The 16,918-nt window shown below is 72.1% G+C and carries 20 protein-coding genes; 6 read left to right on the forward strand and 14 right to left on the reverse strand.

Annotated elements, in window-relative coordinates; all coding sequences use genetic code 11:
* Positions 1–107: 107 nt before the first annotated feature.
* The 3 genes from HOW07_RS19330 to HOW07_RS05640 are packed head-to-tail and all read right to left on the reverse strand — an operon-like array spanning position 108 to position 2,451.
* The gene (locus HOW07_RS19330) at positions 108–977 is read right to left on the reverse strand and encodes a biotin-dependent carboxyltransferase family protein (RefSeq protein WP_175116285.1); all 870 of its coding nucleotides are present in this window, start codon (positions 975–977) and stop codon (positions 108–110) included.
* Positions 974–1,669 (reverse strand): allophanate hydrolase subunit 1, encoded by a 696-nt coding sequence (locus HOW07_RS19335; RefSeq protein WP_371743581.1) that lies wholly within the window; start codon positions 1,667–1,669, stop codon positions 974–976. The genes HOW07_RS19330 and HOW07_RS19335 overlap by 4 nt, the downstream gene beginning before the upstream one ends.
* Entirely contained in the window at positions 1,663–2,451 is a 789-nt protein-coding gene (locus HOW07_RS05640; RefSeq protein ID WP_175116286.1) for a 5-oxoprolinase subunit PxpA, read from the reverse strand. Before HOW07_RS05640 ends, HOW07_RS19335 begins: the two co-directional genes overlap by 7 nt.
* Positions 2,452–2,507: 56 nt before the next feature.
* Here HOW07_RS05640 and HOW07_RS05645 point away from each other — a divergent pair, with 56 nt between their 5' ends.
* The 5 genes from HOW07_RS05645 to HOW07_RS05665 all read left to right on the forward strand — a co-directional run bounded on the left by HOW07_RS05645 (position 2,508) and on the right by HOW07_RS05665 (position 6,679).
* The gene (locus HOW07_RS05645) at positions 2,508–3,362 is read left to right on the forward strand and encodes a spermidine synthase (protein WP_071259566.1); all 855 of its coding nucleotides are present in this window, start codon (positions 2,508–2,510) and stop codon (positions 3,360–3,362) included.
* A gap of 2 nt (positions 3,363–3,364) precedes the next feature.
* Positions 3,365–4,597: a sorbosone dehydrogenase family protein gene (locus tag HOW07_RS05650; protein WP_175116287.1), complete on the forward strand. Its 1,233-nt coding sequence runs from the start codon at positions 3,365–3,367 to the stop codon at positions 4,595–4,597.
* A 72-nt stretch (positions 4,598–4,669) separates the two neighbouring features.
* A complete protein-coding gene (locus tag HOW07_RS05655) occupies positions 4,670–5,194 on the forward strand; it encodes a SprT-like domain-containing protein (protein ID WP_175116288.1) in 525 nt (174 codons plus the stop codon).
* On the forward strand, positions 5,191–5,757 hold the full coding sequence (locus HOW07_RS05660; RefSeq protein ID WP_217485095.1) for a DUF1697 domain-containing protein: 567 nt from the start codon (positions 5,191–5,193) through the stop codon (positions 5,755–5,757). The genes HOW07_RS05655 and HOW07_RS05660 overlap by 4 nt, the downstream gene beginning before the upstream one ends.
* 100 nt (positions 5,758–5,857) lie before the next feature.
* Positions 5,858–6,679 carry a TspO/MBR family protein gene (locus tag HOW07_RS05665; protein WP_175116289.1) on the forward strand — a complete coding sequence of 274 codons (822 nt, stop codon included), beginning with the start codon at positions 5,858–5,860 and terminating at the stop codon, positions 6,677–6,679.
* A 27-nt stretch (positions 6,680–6,706) separates the two neighbouring features.
* Here HOW07_RS05665 and HOW07_RS05670 read toward each other — a convergent pair whose 3' ends face one another.
* The 4 genes from HOW07_RS05670 to HOW07_RS05685 all read right to left on the reverse strand — a co-directional run bounded on the left by HOW07_RS05670 (position 6,707) and on the right by HOW07_RS05685 (position 8,843).
* Positions 6,707–7,210, reverse strand: a complete 504-nt coding sequence (locus tag HOW07_RS05670) for a DinB family protein (RefSeq protein WP_175116290.1) — start codon at positions 7,208–7,210, stop codon at positions 6,707–6,709.
* Positions 7,210–7,512, reverse strand: coding sequence for a DUF427 domain-containing protein (locus HOW07_RS05675; protein WP_064296381.1), 303 nt, complete (start codon positions 7,510–7,512; stop codon positions 7,210–7,212). Before HOW07_RS05675 ends, HOW07_RS05670 begins: the two co-directional genes overlap by 1 nt.
* Before the next feature lie 9 nt (positions 7,513–7,521).
* On the reverse strand, positions 7,522–8,172 hold the full coding sequence (locus HOW07_RS05680; protein ID WP_371743582.1) for a 2-phosphosulfolactate phosphatase: 651 nt from the start codon (positions 8,170–8,172) through the stop codon (positions 7,522–7,524).
* Positions 8,173–8,369: 197 nt separating this feature from the next.
* Positions 8,370–8,843 carry an EVE domain-containing protein gene (locus HOW07_RS05685; RefSeq protein WP_121289600.1) on the reverse strand — a complete coding sequence of 158 codons (474 nt, stop codon included), beginning with the start codon at positions 8,841–8,843 and terminating at the stop codon, positions 8,370–8,372.
* A 73-nt stretch (positions 8,844–8,916) separates the two neighbouring features.
* On the opposite strand from HOW07_RS05685, the gene HOW07_RS05690 reads away from it, so the two are divergent.
* Complete coding sequence (locus HOW07_RS05690; protein WP_231884282.1) at positions 8,917–9,444, forward strand: hypothetical protein; 528 nt, start codon at positions 8,917–8,919, stop codon at positions 9,442–9,444.
* A gap of 34 nt (positions 9,445–9,478) precedes the next feature.
* Here the strand turns inward: HOW07_RS05690 and HOW07_RS05695 are convergent, their stop codons facing one another.
* The 7 genes from HOW07_RS05695 to HOW07_RS05725 form a co-directional block, all read right to left on the reverse strand.
* Complete coding sequence (locus HOW07_RS05695) at positions 9,479–11,008, reverse strand: aldehyde dehydrogenase (NADP(+)) (RefSeq protein ID WP_175116292.1); 1,530 nt, start codon at positions 11,006–11,008, stop codon at positions 9,479–9,481.
* A 26-nt stretch (positions 11,009–11,034) separates the two neighbouring features.
* Positions 11,035–12,036 carry a proline racemase family protein gene (locus tag HOW07_RS05700; RefSeq protein ID WP_175116293.1) on the reverse strand — a complete coding sequence of 334 codons (1,002 nt, stop codon included), beginning with the start codon at positions 12,034–12,036 and terminating at the stop codon, positions 11,035–11,037.
* A gap of 55 nt (positions 12,037–12,091) precedes the next feature.
* On the reverse strand, positions 12,092–13,006 hold the full coding sequence (locus tag HOW07_RS05705) for a dihydrodipicolinate synthase family protein (protein WP_064294275.1): 915 nt from the start codon (positions 13,004–13,006) through the stop codon (positions 12,092–12,094).
* Between the two features lie 41 nt (positions 13,007–13,047).
* Complete coding sequence (locus tag HOW07_RS05710; protein ID WP_175116294.1) at positions 13,048–14,565, reverse strand: FAD-dependent oxidoreductase; 1,518 nt, start codon at positions 14,563–14,565, stop codon at positions 13,048–13,050.
* Complete coding sequence (locus HOW07_RS05715) at positions 14,562–14,912, reverse strand: (2Fe-2S)-binding protein (protein ID WP_071259596.1); 351 nt, start codon at positions 14,910–14,912, stop codon at positions 14,562–14,564. The genes HOW07_RS05710 and HOW07_RS05715 overlap by 4 nt, the downstream gene beginning before the upstream one ends.
* The gene (locus tag HOW07_RS05720; RefSeq protein ID WP_175116295.1) at positions 14,912–16,108 is read right to left on the reverse strand and encodes an FAD-binding oxidoreductase; all 1,197 of its coding nucleotides are present in this window, start codon (positions 16,106–16,108) and stop codon (positions 14,912–14,914) included. Before HOW07_RS05720 ends, HOW07_RS05715 begins: the two co-directional genes overlap by 1 nt.
* 118 nt (positions 16,109–16,226) lie before the next feature.
* On the reverse strand, positions 16,227–16,904 hold the full coding sequence (locus HOW07_RS05725) for a GntR family transcriptional regulator (RefSeq protein ID WP_071259600.1): 678 nt from the start codon (positions 16,902–16,904) through the stop codon (positions 16,227–16,229).
* Positions 16,905–16,918: the final 14 nt, after the last annotated feature.

Raw genomic sequence — 16,918 nt, forward strand, 5'->3', positions numbered from 1 at the left:
GGGAGCGCAAAGAACAACTATATGCCGGAATCTTCGGCGTGTCTACTCTTTCCTTGACGAGTTTTCGACTTTCCGGTATAACCGCCGCGTCGCCCCCGGTGTTCCCGTCAACCCGTGCTGAACCGCAGACGCTGACCGGGCCGGAGTTGCGCCAGGAGGTCTCGGTCCGCGGCACGCACGACCGCGATGACCGGATACCCGCCGGTGACCGGGTGGTCGGCCGACAGGATCGTCGGCAGACCGCTCGGCGGCACCTGGACCGCCCCGGCGACCATGCCCTCGCTCGGCAGTTCCCGACCGGGATCGAGTCGCTCGAGCGGCGGCCCGTCGAGGCGCATCCCGATGCGATCGGCGTCGGCCGTCATGGTCCACGGCTGCTCGACCAGGCGCCGCAGGGAGGCGTCGTCGAACCAGTCCCGGCGGGGCCCCGGCGAGATCCGCACGAGACGCTCCCCGGCGTCGGGCCGCGTCCACGGGGCGATGTCGAGCGGAGGGACGCGGCGGCGCGGGGTGGGGAGGACGGGGAGTCGATCGCCGGCGACGACCGGTGCCGGACCGAGACCGGCCAGGGTGTCCGTCGACCGCGAGCCGAGGACCTGCGGGCCGTCCAAGCCGCCACGGACGGCGAGGACGTACCGGAGCCCGTGGGTCGCCGCGCCGAGTTCGAGCCGGGAGCCGGCCTGGACGCGGACGGCGCGGTGCCCGTCGGACGGCCTGCCGTCGACGGTGATCGGACCCCACGCACCGGTCGCGGCGATCCAGAGGTCGACCTCGGCGACGGCCACGAACGGGCCCAGGACGACCTCGAGCGCCGCACGGCCCTCCGGGTTGCCGACGAGACGGTTGGCGAGGCGCAGGGCGCCGCGGTCGAGCGCGCCGGACGGGCTGACCCCGAGGGCCGCAGCCCCAGGTCGACCCAGGTCCTGCACGGTGGTCGCCGGTCCCGCCGCCTCCACGAGCAGCGTCCCGCCCGTCATGCGGCGACCTGCACGAAGCGCACCCGGCCGCCGGGGACGAGGAGGGCGGGCGGGTCCGCTGCATCGTCCCACAGGACGGCGTCGGTCGTCCCGATGATGCGCCACCCGCCCGGGGAGGCACGCGGATAGACGCCGCTGAACGTTCCGGCGAGCGCCACCGAACCCGCGGGGACGGTCGTCCGCGGCACACTCAGGCGCGGGATCTCGAGTGGCCGGCCGATCGTCTCGTCCTCCCGCTCCGGGACGAGGTAGGCGAATCCCGGCGCGAAGCCGCTGAAGGCGACGGTCCATGCGCGAGCGGTGTGCCAGGCGATGAGATCCGCTAGCTCCATGCCGAGCAGCTCCGCGGTCTCGCGGAGGTCCGGTCCGTCGTAGCGGACGTGGATGACGACGTCCGGCCGCGCCAGCTCCTCCTCGACAGCGACCGTCGAGCCTCCCGCGCCGGGTGCGAGCGCCCGGTCAGCGGTCGCGAGCAACCAGGTACCCACCGCGGCGAGCGCCGGACCCCGCGCGTCCGTCACGGCGAGCACGGTCCGGGCGGCCGGGACGAGGTCGACCAGCCCCGCCGGGCGCGACGCGGCGAGCGCCCGGTGCACGAGCAGCACGTCCTCGAGCGATCCGAGTTCGAGGAGTACGGCTTCCTCCCCCATCGCTCGGAGCACGGGTCCCGTGGAGGTGTCCGCGTTCACCACGGCGCGACCAGTGCGACGCCGGCGTCCAGCAGGGCGGTCCTGACCGCCGTGGCGAGCGACACGGCTCCCGGGGTGTCGCCGTGCACGCAGAGCGAGACCGCTTCGAGTTCGACGTCGGCACCGTCGACACTGGTGATGCGTCGGTCGAGGACGAGGGAGACGGCGCGGCGGCCGGCGGCCGTCTCATCGGTCACCAGTGCCCCGGGGGTATCACGCGGGACGAGTGAACCGTCGGAGCGGTAGCCGCGGTCGACGAAGGCCTCAGCGACGAAGCGGAGCCCGGCGGCGAGGGTCTCGCGTTCGATCACGGAGCAGGGCATCCCGAGCACGGGAAGTGGTCGCCCGAGCTCCTCGGAGGCCGTGACCACCGCCCGGACGACCGCGCGCGCCTGGACCCGGTCGTGCGCGATCCGGTTGTAGAGGGCGCCGTGCGGCTTCACGTAGGCGAGCCCCAGGGCGGTCCCGTCGGCCTCGCCGACCTCGTCGACCGCTCGCTGCAGGGCGCGGAGCTGCTCCAGGACCTCCGCTTCGAGCACCTCGGCGGGTACGTCCTGGTCACGGCGCCCGAAGCCCGCCTCGTCCCGGTAGGAGGGGTGGGCTCCCAACGACACCCCGTGGGCCGTCGAGCGGCGGACGGCGTCGCGCATGGACGCGTCGTCCCCGGCGTGGAAGCCGCAGGCGATGTTCGCGCTCGTGATGAGGGCGAACATGGCGTCGTCGTCGGCGGTCGGCACGCCGCGCCAGACCTCGCCGAGGTCGCTGTTGAGGTCCACCTGCGCCACGGCCGCACCCCTTCCGCTCCGCCTCCCACTCCTGCGGGAAAGTCTAGGGTGGGGGTATGGACGAGGCACAGGTACGACTCGGCGTCAGCGGATACCTGGCCAGGATCGAGGCCGACCGCTTCGTGCCGGGCACCTATCAGCTGGTGGTCGACGGCACGCCGCAGTCGCACGTCAACCTCGATCAGCCCGAGGAACTCTTCTTCGAGTACATCCAGCGCATCGGTCACATCATCGACGAGATCGCCGATCCCGGCCAGCCGATCACGGCGGTGCACCTCGGCGCCGGCGCGCTCACCCTCCCCCGCTACGTGGAGGCGACGAGGCCGGGCTCGCGGCAACAGGTCGTCGAACTCGAGCGCGAACTCATCGATCTCGTGCGCGAGCACCTCCCCTGGTCGAAGCGCGCCCAGATCCGCGTCCGCTACGGCGACGCCCGCGAGATCGTCGCGAAGCTGCCGCCGGGCCTCCGGGGTACCGTCGACCTCGTCGTCGTCGACATCTTCAGCGGCGCCAACACGCCGGCCCACGTCACGAGCACGGAGTTCTACGCCTCGGCGGTCGAGCTGCTGTCGCCGACCGGCGTCATCGTCGTGAACGTCGCCGACGGCCGCGGACTGGCGTTCGCCCGCGGACAGGCCGCGACGCTCGCCGACTCCGTGTCGCACGTCGCCGCCCTCGCGGAGACGCAGATCCTCAAAGGCCGCCGCTTCGGGAACGTCGTCCTCGTCGGTTCGAACACCGCGCTCCCACTCGACTTCCTGCCGAGGCTCCTCGCGGCCGGACCCCACCCCGCCAAGGCGGTGGCTGGCGCCGAGCTGCGCGCCTTCATCGCGGGGGCTCAGGTCGTGACGGACACGACCGCCGTCCCCTCCCCGAACCCCGCCCAGGGCATCTTCCAGACGAAGGGCTGATCATGGCCACCACGCAGACGCCGCGACGACGGGGCCTGCGTGCGCCCGCCTCGCTCACCACCCTGCTCGCCGCCACCGCCCTGGCGCTCGTGGCCTGCACCGACGGGGAGCCACGATCACCGGGTACAGCCTCCCTCTCTCCGTCCCCCACGCCGAGTGCGTCCGCATCGACGCCCACATCCGCGGTTCCCACAGGGCCGGTCGCCCCGACCGGTGAGGCCACCACGGTCGTCGGCGGCCTCGACGCGCCCTGGTCGATGGTCCGACTCGCCTCGGGCAGCACGCTGGTGAGCCAGCGCGACGCGGGCGACGTCCTCGAGGTCGTCAGCGGCGGCGCGGTGCGGCAGGTCGGCGTGGTCCCCGGGGTGGCCGCGGGCGGCGAGGGCGGGCTGCTCGGACTCGCCGTCCTCACGCCGGCGGGATCGGAGACCGCGGGAACCTGGCTCTACGCCTACCTGACGACGTCGTCCGACAACCGCATCGTGCGGTTCCCGCTCACAGGAGCGGCAGGGTCGTACGCGCTCGGCGGCGTCGAGGAGGTCCTCGTCGGCATCCCCCGGGCCGGGAACCACAACGGCGGACGCATCGCGTTCGGACCGGACGGCATGCTCTACGCCACCACGGGCGACGCCGGTGACCGCAGCCTGGCTCAGGACGTGGACAGCCTCGGCGGGAAGATCCTGCGGCTCACTCCCGACGGCGCGGTACCGGGCGACAACCCGTTCCCGGGGTCGCCCGTCTACTCCCTCGGCCATCGCAACCCGCAGGGCATCTCGTGGGATCGCGACGGTGGCCTGTGGGCGAGCGAGTTCGGCCAGAACACCTGGGACGAGCTCAACCGGATCACCCCCGGTGGGAACTACGGCTGGCCGGTCGCCGAGGGCATCGCCGGAGCCCAGGGCATGATCGACCCGGTCGCGCAGTGGGCCACGGAGGACGCGAGCCCGAGCGGTCTCGCGATCATCGACGACACGATCTTCATGGCCTCGCTCCGCGGCGAGCGCCTGTACGGCATCACCGACGGCGTGCACGTCCCGGCGGGGAGCAGCGCGCTCGTGGGTGTGATCGACGCGGTGCCCTACCTCGTCGGTGAGTTCGGACGGATCCGCGACGTCGTGGCCGGCCCGCCGGGGACCGCCTGGATCCTCACGAACAACACCGACGGCCGCGGTTCGCCCGGGTCCCAGGACGACCGGATCGTCGAACTCCCCCTCGCCCCGCTCGCGGCCCGCTGAGAGCGACCGCCACACCGGTGGGTCGTCCCGCTCCTGCGGTCCGGTGTCGGTCGCCGGGAGTACCATCCAGGCATGGCAGAACTCAGTCGGGTCACGGCGTGGGCACAGGCGCTCATCGTGCTGCACCTCGACCCGACGGTCTGGACCTTCGGCTTCGACAACGCCAAGCGACGCGCCGGCCTGTGCAACTTCACGACGAAGCGCATCACCGTCTCGCGCTATCTCGCTGCACGCTACGACGACGACGAGATCCACCAGATCCTCCTCCACGAGGTCGCGCACGCCCTCGCCGGGGCGCGCGCCGGGCACGGACCCAAGTGGCGCAAGGTCGCCGAGGAGATCGGCTACGAGGGCTCGCGTCTCCACGAGGGCCAGACGGCCGACGAACTCGCCCCGTGGGTCGGCACCTGCCCCTCGGGCCACGTCCTCTACCGGCATCGGCGCCCGAGCCGGGCCACCTCGTGTGGCAAGTGCTCGCGTTCCTGGGACGAACGTTTCCTCCTCAGCTGGGTGCACCGGGAGGTCACGCCGGCCATGCGGCGTCGGGCGGCGGCGTTCGACGGCTCCACCCAGCCCGAGCCGGGCATCGGGCCATGACCAGCAACGCGGTTCCCGTCGACAGCTGGATCGCACTCCTGCGCGGGGTCAACGTCGGCGGCGTCACGATCCGCTCCGCGGACCTCGCCGAGGTGTTCCGATCGGCCGGGTTCACGGGAGTCCGTACCGTGCTGGCAAGCGGCAACGTCGTCTTCGACGACCCGGAGCACGAGCCCGGCGAGACGGCGCACGATGCACGCGGCGCGCTGAAACGGCGAATCGAGCGGGCGCTCGCGGATGCCTTCAGCTACGAGGCGTGGATCGTGCTCACGCATCAGCACGCACTCGCCGAGGTCGTCGACGCCTACCCCTGGCCGGAGGCCGACGAGGTGCAGCCGTACGTCATGTTCTCCTCAGAACAGAGCTCGCTCGACGCACTGCTCGCGTTCTCGGCGGCAGCCGGGGAGCAGCCCGACCGCGTCGCACCCGGCGACGGCGTCCTCTACTGGGAGGTCCCGAAGGGGTCGAGCACCGACACCGCCTTCGCGAAGGAGTCCTCGAAGGCCCGGTTCAAGCCGCACGTCACCACGCGCAACCTGCGGACGCTGCGGAAGCTCCTCTGAACAGGCGGATCCGCGGCGTCGGCGCAAGCCCCCGCGAGGTGCCCGACGGTGGCGTACGCTGAATTGATCAGCTAGCTGCACAATTCTGGAGGCACGCTTCATGACCGGCATCGATTCACCCACCACCGCGGACCGCGTCCGGCAGATCGCCGTCGCCGTCAGCGCGGTCCTCGCGATCATCGGCTCCTACATCGGGTCGGGAGCCGCCGGGGGCACGCAGGTCCAGAACGCGGCGAACGGCGCGTTGAGTGCCTCGTCGACGCCGATCGCACCGGACGGACCCGCGTTCTCCATCTGGAGCGTCATCTACCTCGGGCTCGTCGCCTATGCGGTCTGGCAGTTCCTGCCCTCGCAGACGACTCGCGAGCGGCACCGTCGTCTCGGCTACTGGGTCGTGGCGAGCCTGTTGCTGAACGCGGCGTGGATCCTCGTGGTGCAGGCGGGCTTCCTGATCCTCAGCGTGTTCGTGATCGTCGCCCTCCTGGGTGTCCTGGCCCGCATCTTCGTCATCGTGCTCCGCACCAGGCCGGCCGGGATGGTCGACGCCATCATCACGGACGGCACGATGGGCCTCTACCTCGGGTGGGTGTGCGTCGCGACGGCGGCGAACATCACCGCGGCGCTCGTCGGATCCGGGATCGGGAGCGCGGACGGCCCGGCCGCCGGTGTCTGGGCGATCATCGTCCTCGCGGTCGCCGGCGCGGTCGGGATCCTGCTCGCGGTCGTCGGACGTGGGCGCATCGCCCCCATGCTGTCGCTCTGCTGGGGGCTGGCGTGGGTGGCCGTGGGCCGCTTCACCGGTGAACTGCTGTCGACCGAAGCGGGGGTCACGGCGCTGATCGTCGCGGTCGTGGTAGCCGTCGTCACCGTGGTCGTCCGCGTCTCACGGGGACGCGACCGAACAGCGCTCGTGGTCGCCTGACGCTCGGCTCGCCCGACGGCCGCGGCGCTACTCGCCCGTGCGGCCGTCGAGCTGTTCGCGGAGGACGTCGACGTGCCCGAGATGCCGGGCAGTCTCCTCGATCATGTGGAGCTCGATCCACCGCAGTGTGAACCGCCGGTCGTTGCCGAGGCAGACGTCGTCGAGCCGATACCGCGACGCCACCTCGCGGGACTCCTCACAGGCCGCCTCGTAGTCGGCGATGATCTCGGCCAGGCTGTCCTCGGCCGTGACGCGCCATTCGCCGTCGGGATCGTCGTCGGTCCACCGCGCTGGGACGTCCGACTGCCCGTCCATGTCCTCGCGGAACCAGCTGCGCTCGACATCGGCGAGGTGTCGGATGACGCCCGAGACCGTCGTGATGCTCGGCAGCAGCCGCTTGGCCGCGAGCTCGTCGGTGAGGCCGCGTGCCTTCCAGACGATGCTGGCGCGCTGCAGATCGAGGAAACCCTCGATCGTCTCGCGCTCGCCACCGCGCTCAGGCGGCTGCGGGCGGTCGCCCCAGTCGGCCATCAGTCGACGACCTGGACCTCGTTCCCGAAGGCGACGTAGCCGGAGAAGTCCTTGCCGACGCGGTCGAACGCGGTCGGATACGGGGTCGGGTACGACCAGGCAACATCGGGCTTGACCTCACCGCCGTCGGTGACGCCCCAGTACTGGGCGTCGCCCTTCCACGGGCAGTGGTACTGGGTGTCGGTCTCGACGAAGCGCTCACGGTTGAGGCTCGACGGCGGGAAGTACCAGTTGCCCTCGATCTTGATGAGCTCCGATTCGGGGGCTTCGGCGAGGACGGTGGTTCCGAGGAGTGCGCGCATGCGCCGAGACTACGCCCGGAACACGGCTCCGTCCAGGACCGGGACGACGCTTGACACGTCGACCTCGCGTGCCGCCTGGACGTGCTGGGTGACACCCGCCTGCGCGAGCTGCTGGGCGGTGGCGGACGCGGACAGCAGGTGCCCGACGCCGTTGCGCAGGCCCTCGTACGCGGCGGCGGCGGCAGCGGCCTCCGGTGAGGTGAAGTCGATGCCGCGGAGCCCCAGCGCCTCGATCACGGCGCCCGCCCCGAAGAGGTCCTCGACGGCGAACCGGGTCTCGGCCGTGTCGTCGAGTTCGCCGACCGCGATGACGACGATGCTCGTGCGCCGACCGAGCTCGGCCTGCTTCGCGATGATCCAGTCCGCGACCGCCGACCGGTTGCGCAGGCACCCGGCGACGACCGTCGCACCCGCGTCGGCGAGCAGGGTCGCGATCTGAGCCGTCTCCCCGCGGTCGTCCAGTTCGGCGACGGCGACGGTCTCCCCGCCGCTCACGCGTCGCTCGACGGAGGTCGTCGCGTGGAGCACGTCCACGACGACCGCGACGTCCGCCGCCTCGACCCGGCCGGCTCCTGCCACGCCCCAGTCGAACCTGACCTGGTACTTGGTCTGGGCGAGCGGCGGGTGGACGGGCGGCGGGGTGACGGCTGCGGTACTCACCCGTTCATCGTATCCAGGCGCACCCACCCGCCCCACGACTGTTGCGTCCGAAGACCTCCGTGGGGGTGGTGGCCAGCGCGGTGCGCTGACGCGAGCGCGGGTCATCGGACGTGAGCGCGGGCCTCCGGAGGGGCGCGCTCACGCGCCAGACCCGCGGTGACGTCAGCGCACCGCGCTGGCGCAAGGGCAGGAGGGGGTCAGCGGGAGGCGGTGGGGAAGCGACGGTCGTCGGGGTGGGGCGGACGCATCTCGTTACGGATGAGCTCGAAGTCGTGACGACTCAGCTCGAGGAACCCCCGACGGAGCTGGACACCCCAGTTCCGGGTGAAGCTCGTGAAGTCGAGGAGCGCGAGCATCGGACGGATGGGCGCCTCGACCGCATCCGGGTACCAGTCGACACTCCGCCGCCAGGGCCGCCAATCGGCTCCGTCCGGTCGCGGCACGGCCGCCTGGTAGACGGTGTCGTCGGAGACCCGCCCGATCGCGGTGAACGCCTTGAGCGGCGCGCCGTCCGGGGTGCTGACCCTCGGCGAGTAGTACACGAAGCCGTCGGACTCGCGCATCTGGTCGAGACCGCCGCGCTGCCCGTGGTTGATCTGCACGAAGCCCTGCCGGACACCGAGGACGACGTGATCCCGCTGGATCACGCCCAGCCAGTACCGGATCGCCATAGGCACAGTCTTCCCTACCGGCGCACCCCCTGCAGCCGCCGAGCCGCACATGCGACACTGAGGCATGCGCGTGATGCTGAAACTCGTCCTGGACTGTGATGTCGACGTCGCCTGGCGGGCACTCCGCTCCCCGGCGGTCCTGCGGGAGCTCTACAGCCCCGTCATGGGCCTCGAGGCGCTCGACGCCGACGGGTTCCCCACCATCTGGGAGCCGGGAGCGCACCGCGTGCGCGTGAAGGCCGCCGGCGCGATCCCGGTCGGCGACCAGATCATCGACCTCGAGTTCATCGAGCGCCGTGACGGCACCCGCATCCTCCACGACCAGGGCGACCCGGTCAGCGGGCCGCTCAGCAAGCTCGCCGGGTGGGACCACCAGATGGCGGTGGCCCGCGACAAGCAGGATCCGACGAAGACCCTGTACCGCGACCGACTCGTGATCACCGGCGCGATCGCCCCGCTCTACTGGTACCCGCTGTGGGCGACATGGCAGTGGCGCGGTGCGCGGATCAAGGCGCTCGCGCCGAGCTGGGCCTACGACCCGCCGCTCCCCGGCGACGAGGAGGACGACGAGGTCGGCGCCACGGTCGAGGGCGCCATCTGACGCCTCGCCGTCCGGAGGCCCGGCCGGCCGCGCGTCAGCGCTGAGCCGCCTCGCCCCAGTGCGTCGACTCGCCCGCGGGTGCGATCGTCCGCGGGACGCCGGTGGCCGACGACCGCAGCACCTCGGGCAGGAACCGGTCCGGCATGTTCTGGAACGCGACCGGTCGCAGGAAACGGGTGATCGCGGCCGTCCCCACCGAGGTGCTGGAGTCGTTCGTCGTCGCCGGCCATGGTCCGCCGTGCTGCATGGCGGGCGTGACGGCGACGCCGGTGGGCCAACCGCCGAACAGCACCCGTCCGGCGTGCGCCGAGAGCTGCTGGACGAGTTCCACGAGGTCGTCGCTCGTCTCGTCGGCACCGGCGTGCAGGGTGGCCGTCAGGTTGCCCTCGCAGAACTCCGACACGAGCGGTGCGAGCGCCGTACCGGCCGGGACCTCGACGAGGATCGACAACGGTCCGAAGGCCTCGTCGAGCAGGGCGTCCCGACCGGCCCGCAGCGCGTCGAGTGGGACCGCGACGATCGTGGGGGTCGCCCAGCCGTCGCCGTCCTCGTCGACCCGGAGCGAACCCTCGGCGATGACCCGCACGCCGTCGGTGCCGAGGATCGTGTCGCGCCTCGCCTGGTACCCGGCCGTGATGCGGTCGTTCAAGAGTCGGTGCTCGGGGACCGCGGCAGCAGCCTCACGGATCGACTCGTCGAGCCCCGCGCCGTCCGGCAGGTAGACGAAGCCGGGCTTCGTGCACAGCTGACCCGCCGAGCCCGCGACACTCGTGACGAATCCCGTCGCGATGGCCGTTGCGGACTCGTCGAGGGCGGTCTGCGTCACGAACACGGGGTTGACGCTGCCGAGCTCGCCGAAGAACGGGATCGGGACGGGGCGTGCCGCCGCGAGGTCGGCGAGGATCCGACCCGCCCGGAGGGAGCCCGTGAAGGAGCCGGCCCGGACGCGCTCGTCCTGCAGCGCGACGACGCCGGCCTCCTGGCCGATGATCGTCTGGAAGACGCCGTCAGGAGCCCCGGACGCCCGGAGCGCGGCCTCGACGACGGCCGCCGTCGCGAGCGAGAGCCGCGGGTGCCCGTCGTGCACCTTGAGGATCACCGGGCATCCGGCCGCGAGGATCGACGCGGTGTCACCACCGGCGACCGAGAAGGCGAAGGGGAAGTTGCTCGCCGCGAAGTTCACGACAGGGCCGAGCGGCACGAGGACGCGGCGGAGTTCCGGGCGCGCGCCGAGCGCGAAGTCCGGGTCGGCCTCGTCGATCCGGACGTCGAGGTAGGAGCCGTCGACGATCGTCTCAGCGAACAACCGCAGCTGCACGGCGGTCCGGAGGAGCTCGCCGCGGAGCCGGGCCTCGGCGAGCCCCGTCTCGACCATGCCGACCGGGACGAGCTCGTCCGCGTGGGCCTGCAGGGCGTCGGCGACGGCGACGAGCGCACGCGCACGGGCGTCCGCCGGCGTCGCGGCCCACGCGGGTGCAGCCGCGGCGGCTCCCCGGAGGACCTCCTCGAGCTGCTCGTGGGTGGTCTCCGCGATGGGGGCGTCGGGGGCTGGCGTGGTCGTCATGTGATCCTCCGGGATCGTGGTGTGGTTCAGAACTGGAAGCCGGTCGGGAACGGATCGGCGGGGTCGAGGAGGTAGGAGCCGATACCGGTGACCCAGGCCCGACCGGAGATGGTCGGGATGACGGCCGGCCGGCCCGCCACCGACGTCTCGGCGATCAGCCGGCCGGTGAACCGGCTGCCGATGAAAGACTCGTTGACGAAGTCCTGGTCGAGCGGCAGCTCACCGCGGGCCCAGAGCTCGGCCATGCGCGCCGAGGTTCCGGTGCCGCATGGCGAGCGGTCGAACCACCCCGGGAAGATGGCCATCGCATGCCGGGAGAGCACGGCGTCGGATCCCGGCGCGATGAACTCGACGTGGTGGCAGTGGTCGAGCCCGGCGATCTCGGGGTGCACGGGCGGCGTCTGCTCGTTGATCGCCGCCATGATGCGCAGTCCCGCGTCGAGGATGTCCTGCTGACGATCGCGGTCGAAGGGCAGGCCCACGTCGTCGAGGTCGACCATCGCGTAGAAGTTGCCGCCGAACGCGAGGCTGTACGGCACGGTGCCGAGGCCCGGCACCTCGATCGTGGCGTCGAGGCGGTCGACGTAGCTCGGGACGTTCTCGATCGTCACGCGGTCGGCATGCCCGTCGCTGACGTCGACCCGCGCGATCACGAGTCCGGCGGGGGTGTCGAGCCGGATCGTCGTGACCGGCTCGACCACCTCCACCATGCCGGTCTCCACGAGGACCGTCGCGACCCCGATGGTGCCGTGCCCGCACATCGGCAGGCAGCCGGACACCTCGATGTACACGACGCCCCAGTCGCAGTCCGCACGCGTGGACGGCTGCAGGATCGCCCCGCTCATCGCCGCGTGACCGCGGGGCTCGTTCATGAGGAAGAGCCGCAGGTCGTCGAGGTGCTCCATGAAGTGGAGGCGCTTCTCGTTCATGGTCGCGCCGGGGATCACGCCGACCCCGCCGGTGACGACGCGGGTCGGCATGCCCTCGGTGTGCGAGTCGACCGCACTGATCATGCGGGAGGACTTCATGGTGTGCCTCTCAGGACTGGTGGTCGTGGTCGGGGTGTCGCGTCGGCCACCAGGCTCAGCGTGCCGCGAGGTAGTCGAGCGCGCGACGCGTCTGCGTCGTGACCTGCTCCGTCTGGAGCGCGTTCAGCGGACCGCGCGGCGGACGCGTCGGACCACCGTAGCTCTCGCCGGCGATGTCGATCGACAGCTTGATGGCCTGGACGAACTCCGTCTTCGAGTCCCACCCGAAGACGGGCACGAGCTCGCGGTAGAGGGTGCGGGCCTCGTCGACGCGACCGGAGGTGACGAGCGTGTACAGCTCGACGGCCTCACGCGGGAAGGCGTTCGGGTAGCCGGCGAACCAGCCGACCGCACCGGCGACGAGGGACTCGAAGAGGAGGTCGTCCGCTCCCGCGATGACGTCGAGGTCGGTCTTGTCCTGGATCTCGAGCACCCGACGGATGTCGGCCGAGAACTCCTTCACGGCGACGACGTGCTCGAGCTTGGCGAGTTCGACGAGCAGGTCGGGCGTGAGGTCGACCTTGGTGTCGATGGGGTTGTTGTAGGCCATGATCGGCAGGCCGACCTCGTCCACGCGGCTGTAGTGCTCGATGACCTCGTCGTCGTTCGCCCGGTAGATGGTGGGCGGCAGGAGCAGGACGCCGTCCGCGCCGTCCTCCTTCGCGTACTCGGCCCACTGCTGGGCCTGGTGCCAGCCGACGCCGTGCACCCCGGCGACGACGAGGCCGCGGTCGCCGACGGTGTCGACCGCGACCTGGATGACCTTGCGACGCTCGGCGTCCGTGAGTGACGAGTACTCACCGAGCGAGCCGTTCGGGCCGACGCCGCGGCAACCGTTCTCGATGAGCCAGTTGCAGTGCTCGGCGAAGCGGTCGTAATCGACGGCGAGGCCTGCGGGCGCCGAGGCGTCCTCCTTGAACGCGAGGGTGGTCGCGACGATGACGCCGCCGAGGTCGAACTGCTTGGCCATGGGTGGTTCCTTTCCGAGGGAGTGGTGCGGAGACCGGTCGGTCATCCTGGGTGTTCGGCCGTCGGGGTCGACGGCGGTTCGTGAGGAGGGTGTCCCGGTGCCTGCGCGGCGAGTTCGCCGATGCGCAGCGGGGAGGCGATGGGCCGGCGGTCGCTCGAGACGCCGTCGATGAGGCCGCTGCCGCCGGATTCGGCTCCGACGCGGTGGAGGAGCTCCTCGACGGTGCGACCGCACATGCGCCCCTGGCAGATCCCGAGCCCGGCGCGCGTGCTGAGTTTCAGGGAGCGCAGGCCGGTCGCGCAGGTGGCGGTCGCCGTCGTGCGCAACGAGCCGTAGTCGACCTCCTCGCAGCGGCAGATGGTGGTGTCGTCGTCGAGCCAGTCGCTCCAGCCGGCGCGGATGCCGTGCGCGCGTTCGAGCCGGTCGGCGAAGGCGAGGAACGTGTCGCGTCGGCTCACGGCGGCACGGATCCCGGAGGCGCCGGGGAGTCCGCCGGCGGCAGCGTGCCCCGCGATCGCGCCCTCGGCGAGCGCGGCGTCGACGCCCCCGATGCCGGTGATCTCCCCCGCCGCGAAGACGGCCGGGACGCTCGTGCGCTGCTCGTCGTCGACCTGGACGAACCGGGCTTCGGTGAGCGCGCAGCCGACGGCGACGGGCAGCTCGAGCCGTGGGGTGAACCCGTGGCTGACGCAGACGGCGTCCGCTTCGACCGTGCGCTCGGTCCCGGGGATCGGCGACCAGTCGGCGTCGACGGCGGCGATGGTCACGCGCTCGACCCGGTCCGTGCCGTGCGCAGCGACCACCGCGTGGCCGACGCGGTACGGGATCCGGTGACGGAGGTGGCCGCCGACGTAGCCGAGCAGCTCACCGGCCTTCCCGGTCACGCCGAGCAGCTGCCAGGGCTTGGGGAGCCAGCCCCTGGCGAGTCCGCCGACGGTCGTGGCCTCGTAGACGCCGAGGACGCGTGATCCGGTCGCGGTCAAGGACGCGGCCACCGGCAGCAGGAACGGTCCGGCACCGGCCACGACCACCCGCTGACCGACGGTGACCCGCTCGCCCTTCGCGAGGGCCTGGGCGGCACCGGCCGAGAAGACGCCGGGGAGGTCCCAGCCGGGGAACGGCAGCGTGCGGTCGTGCGCGCCGGTCGCGAGGACGAGCGCGTCCGGCCGCAGGGTGAGCGCCGTGCGGTCGGTGCCGTCCGGCGGTCCGACCAGGACGTGCAGACGCAGGCCGGTCGCCCCGGAGACGTCGTCGGAGCCGTGGTCGGCGGCGGCGCGGTCGACGTCGATCGCCCACACCTGCGCCTCGGTGATCACCGTGCAGCCGTCGTCGGCGTCGAGCGCCGCGCGCATGGCGACGAAGCGCTCGAACCCGTGATGCAGCGAGGCCTCGGCCGCGGACGGCCGGCTGGCCGGCAGGTGCCGCCAGTACTGACCGCCGAGCTCGTCCGAGGCGTCGAGCAGGGTGACGGACGCACCGAGGGCCCGGGCGGCGAGCGCGGCCTGGAGGCCGGCGGGACCTGCACCGACGACGACGACCTCCCGCTGCCGGGCGCTCATGTCCGGTCCCCGAACGGGTCGTTCTCCGTCGTGGGTTCCGGGAGGGCGTCGTGCTGCGTCTCGATGCGGTCGCCGTCCGCGGCGCGACGCTGGCAGGCACGGACGTCCCGCTGGCCGTTCACCGTGACGATGCAGTCGAAGCAGACCCCGATGCCGCAGAAGACGCCGCGCGGCTTCCCGGCCCCGCTGGTGCGGCGCCAGGCGAGGACGCCGGAACCCAACAGGACACCGGCGATCGTCTGGCCGCGGAGTCCGTCGACGGGCGTCCCGTCGAGGTCGATGCGCAGCGCGTCCTCCGTGCCGGGCAGGATCCGATCGCTCGTCGCGGGCAGTCGTCTCGAGACCATCAGGCCACCTCCGCCGGCCGGTCGACGCGCAGGTGCGGGGCGAGCCCCGGGCGGTCGAGTTGGAACGGGGCGTCGTCGAGGTCGGCCGATCCGCCCAGCAGGCGGGCGGCGATGAGCTCGGCCGTCGCGAGGGCCAGTCCGATGCCGGCGCCCTCGTGGCCCGTCGCGTGCCACAGGCCGTCCAGGCGGTGGTCGGGGCCGATGACCGGGAGATGGTCGGGCATGTACGGCCGGAAGCCACCGTAACTGCGCATGACCGAGGCGTCGCGGAGGAACGGGAAGAGGCGCAGCGACTTCGCCGCGACCTCGCGGAGCACGTCGACGTCGAGGCGCGCGTCGAACCCGATCTGCTGCCGGCTCGATCCGATGAGGACGGTGCCCGCAGCCGTCGACTCGACGACGCTCGAGGTCTGGAGCGAGGCGTCGCTCGACTGCGTGGCCCCGAAGTAGTCGCCGTCGTAGACCTTGTGGTGCACGCGGTGCGGCATGCGGGTGGTGACGAGCACCATGCCGCGACGGGGACGGACCGGGACGGGTGCCCCGAGCACCTCGCCGAGCTCGGCCGACCACGGTCCGGCGCAGACGAGGACCGCATCGCCCGAGATGTCGCCCACGGAGGTCCGGACACCCGTGAGGCGACCGGTCGCGCTCCGGACGCCGCCCGTCACGGTGACGCCGGTGCGCACGGTCGCGCCCGCCCGCCGGGCTGAGGCGAGCAGGGCCTCCGTGGCGATGACGGGCTGGACCTGTGCGTCCTCGGGATAGTGGACGGCCGCCGTGGAGGAGCGGGTGATCGACGGCTCCGCCGCGAGCAGCTCGTCCTCGGTGAGGGGCCGGGCGTCGACACCGGCCGCGCGCTGGGCGGCGGCGAAGTCGAGCAGCGGCTGCGCGCCGGCCTCGGTGGTGGCGACCACGATGCCGCCCTTGCGCTCGAACTCGATGCTCGGGAAGGTCGGTCCGAGTTCGGCACTGAGTTCGGCGGTGACGACGGGCCAGAGGCGTGAAGCGTACCGGGCGAGGTCGAGTTCGGGGCCGGGCCCCTTGTCGGAGACGAGGAGGTTCCCCTCCCCCGAGCCGCTCGTGCCGCCGGCGGCCGCCGAACGGTCCAATACGACGACCTCGGCGCCGCGGCGGGCGAGGATCCGCGCGCAGGCCGCACCGACGATGCCGGCGCCGACGATGACGATGCGGGTCATGGGCGGTCCTTTCGGTCGGTGCAAGGAAGGGCTTTCAGTAATGTGTCACACATTCAGTGAACAGGCAAGCGTGCGCGATCGCGGATCCCGGTCGAGGTCCGCGCACGAACGCCAGGGGCTACTCGGCGTCGGATTCCGGCTTGCCGGCCCACCAGCCGGTGGTGTGCCCGATGTGTCGGTGCATGAGCTCACGAGCGGCGGCCCCGTCACCCCGCTCGAGGGCGTCGAGGAGCTCGTGGTGCTCCACGGCCGAGCGGTCGAGCTGCTGCGAATCGAGCATGGCGGCCAACCCCACGAGGCGCGTACGTCCGCGGAGGTCCGCGACGAGCTCGACGAGCAGCGGGTTGCCGAGTTTCGCGGTGAGCGCGAGGTGGAACGCCTGGTCGGCTTCGAGGTACCGGGTCAGGTCGCCGTCGCGGGCACCGGCCACGATGTCGTCAGCCTGCTGCCGGAGCTCGGGCAGCGACCCGTGGTCGAAGACCTCCGCCAGGTCCGCCATCGCGGGCGGCTCGAGGAGCTGGCGGATCTGCGCCGTGTTGCGGAGCGAGGCCTCGCTGACGACCGTGACACGGAACCCCTTGTTCCGGACCGCCTCCACGAAGTCGCGCTTCTCGAGATCGAGCATCGCTTCACGGACGGGCGTCGCCGAGACGTTGAACTGCACCGCCAGCGTCGGTACCGAGATCATCGTCCCCGGCGCGAGCTCGCCCGAGATGATCGCCGCGGACACCGCCCGCTCCACCTGCGCCCGCAGGCTCAGCCGTTCCTCGGCCGGTCGGATCGCCGACATGCTCATCGCGACTCCCATCC

This window comes from Plantibacter sp. MCCC 1A11337, assembly GCF_013349365.1.
Classification (GTDB): domain Bacteria; phylum Actinomycetota; class Actinomycetes; order Actinomycetales; family Microbacteriaceae; genus Plantibacter; species Plantibacter flavus_A.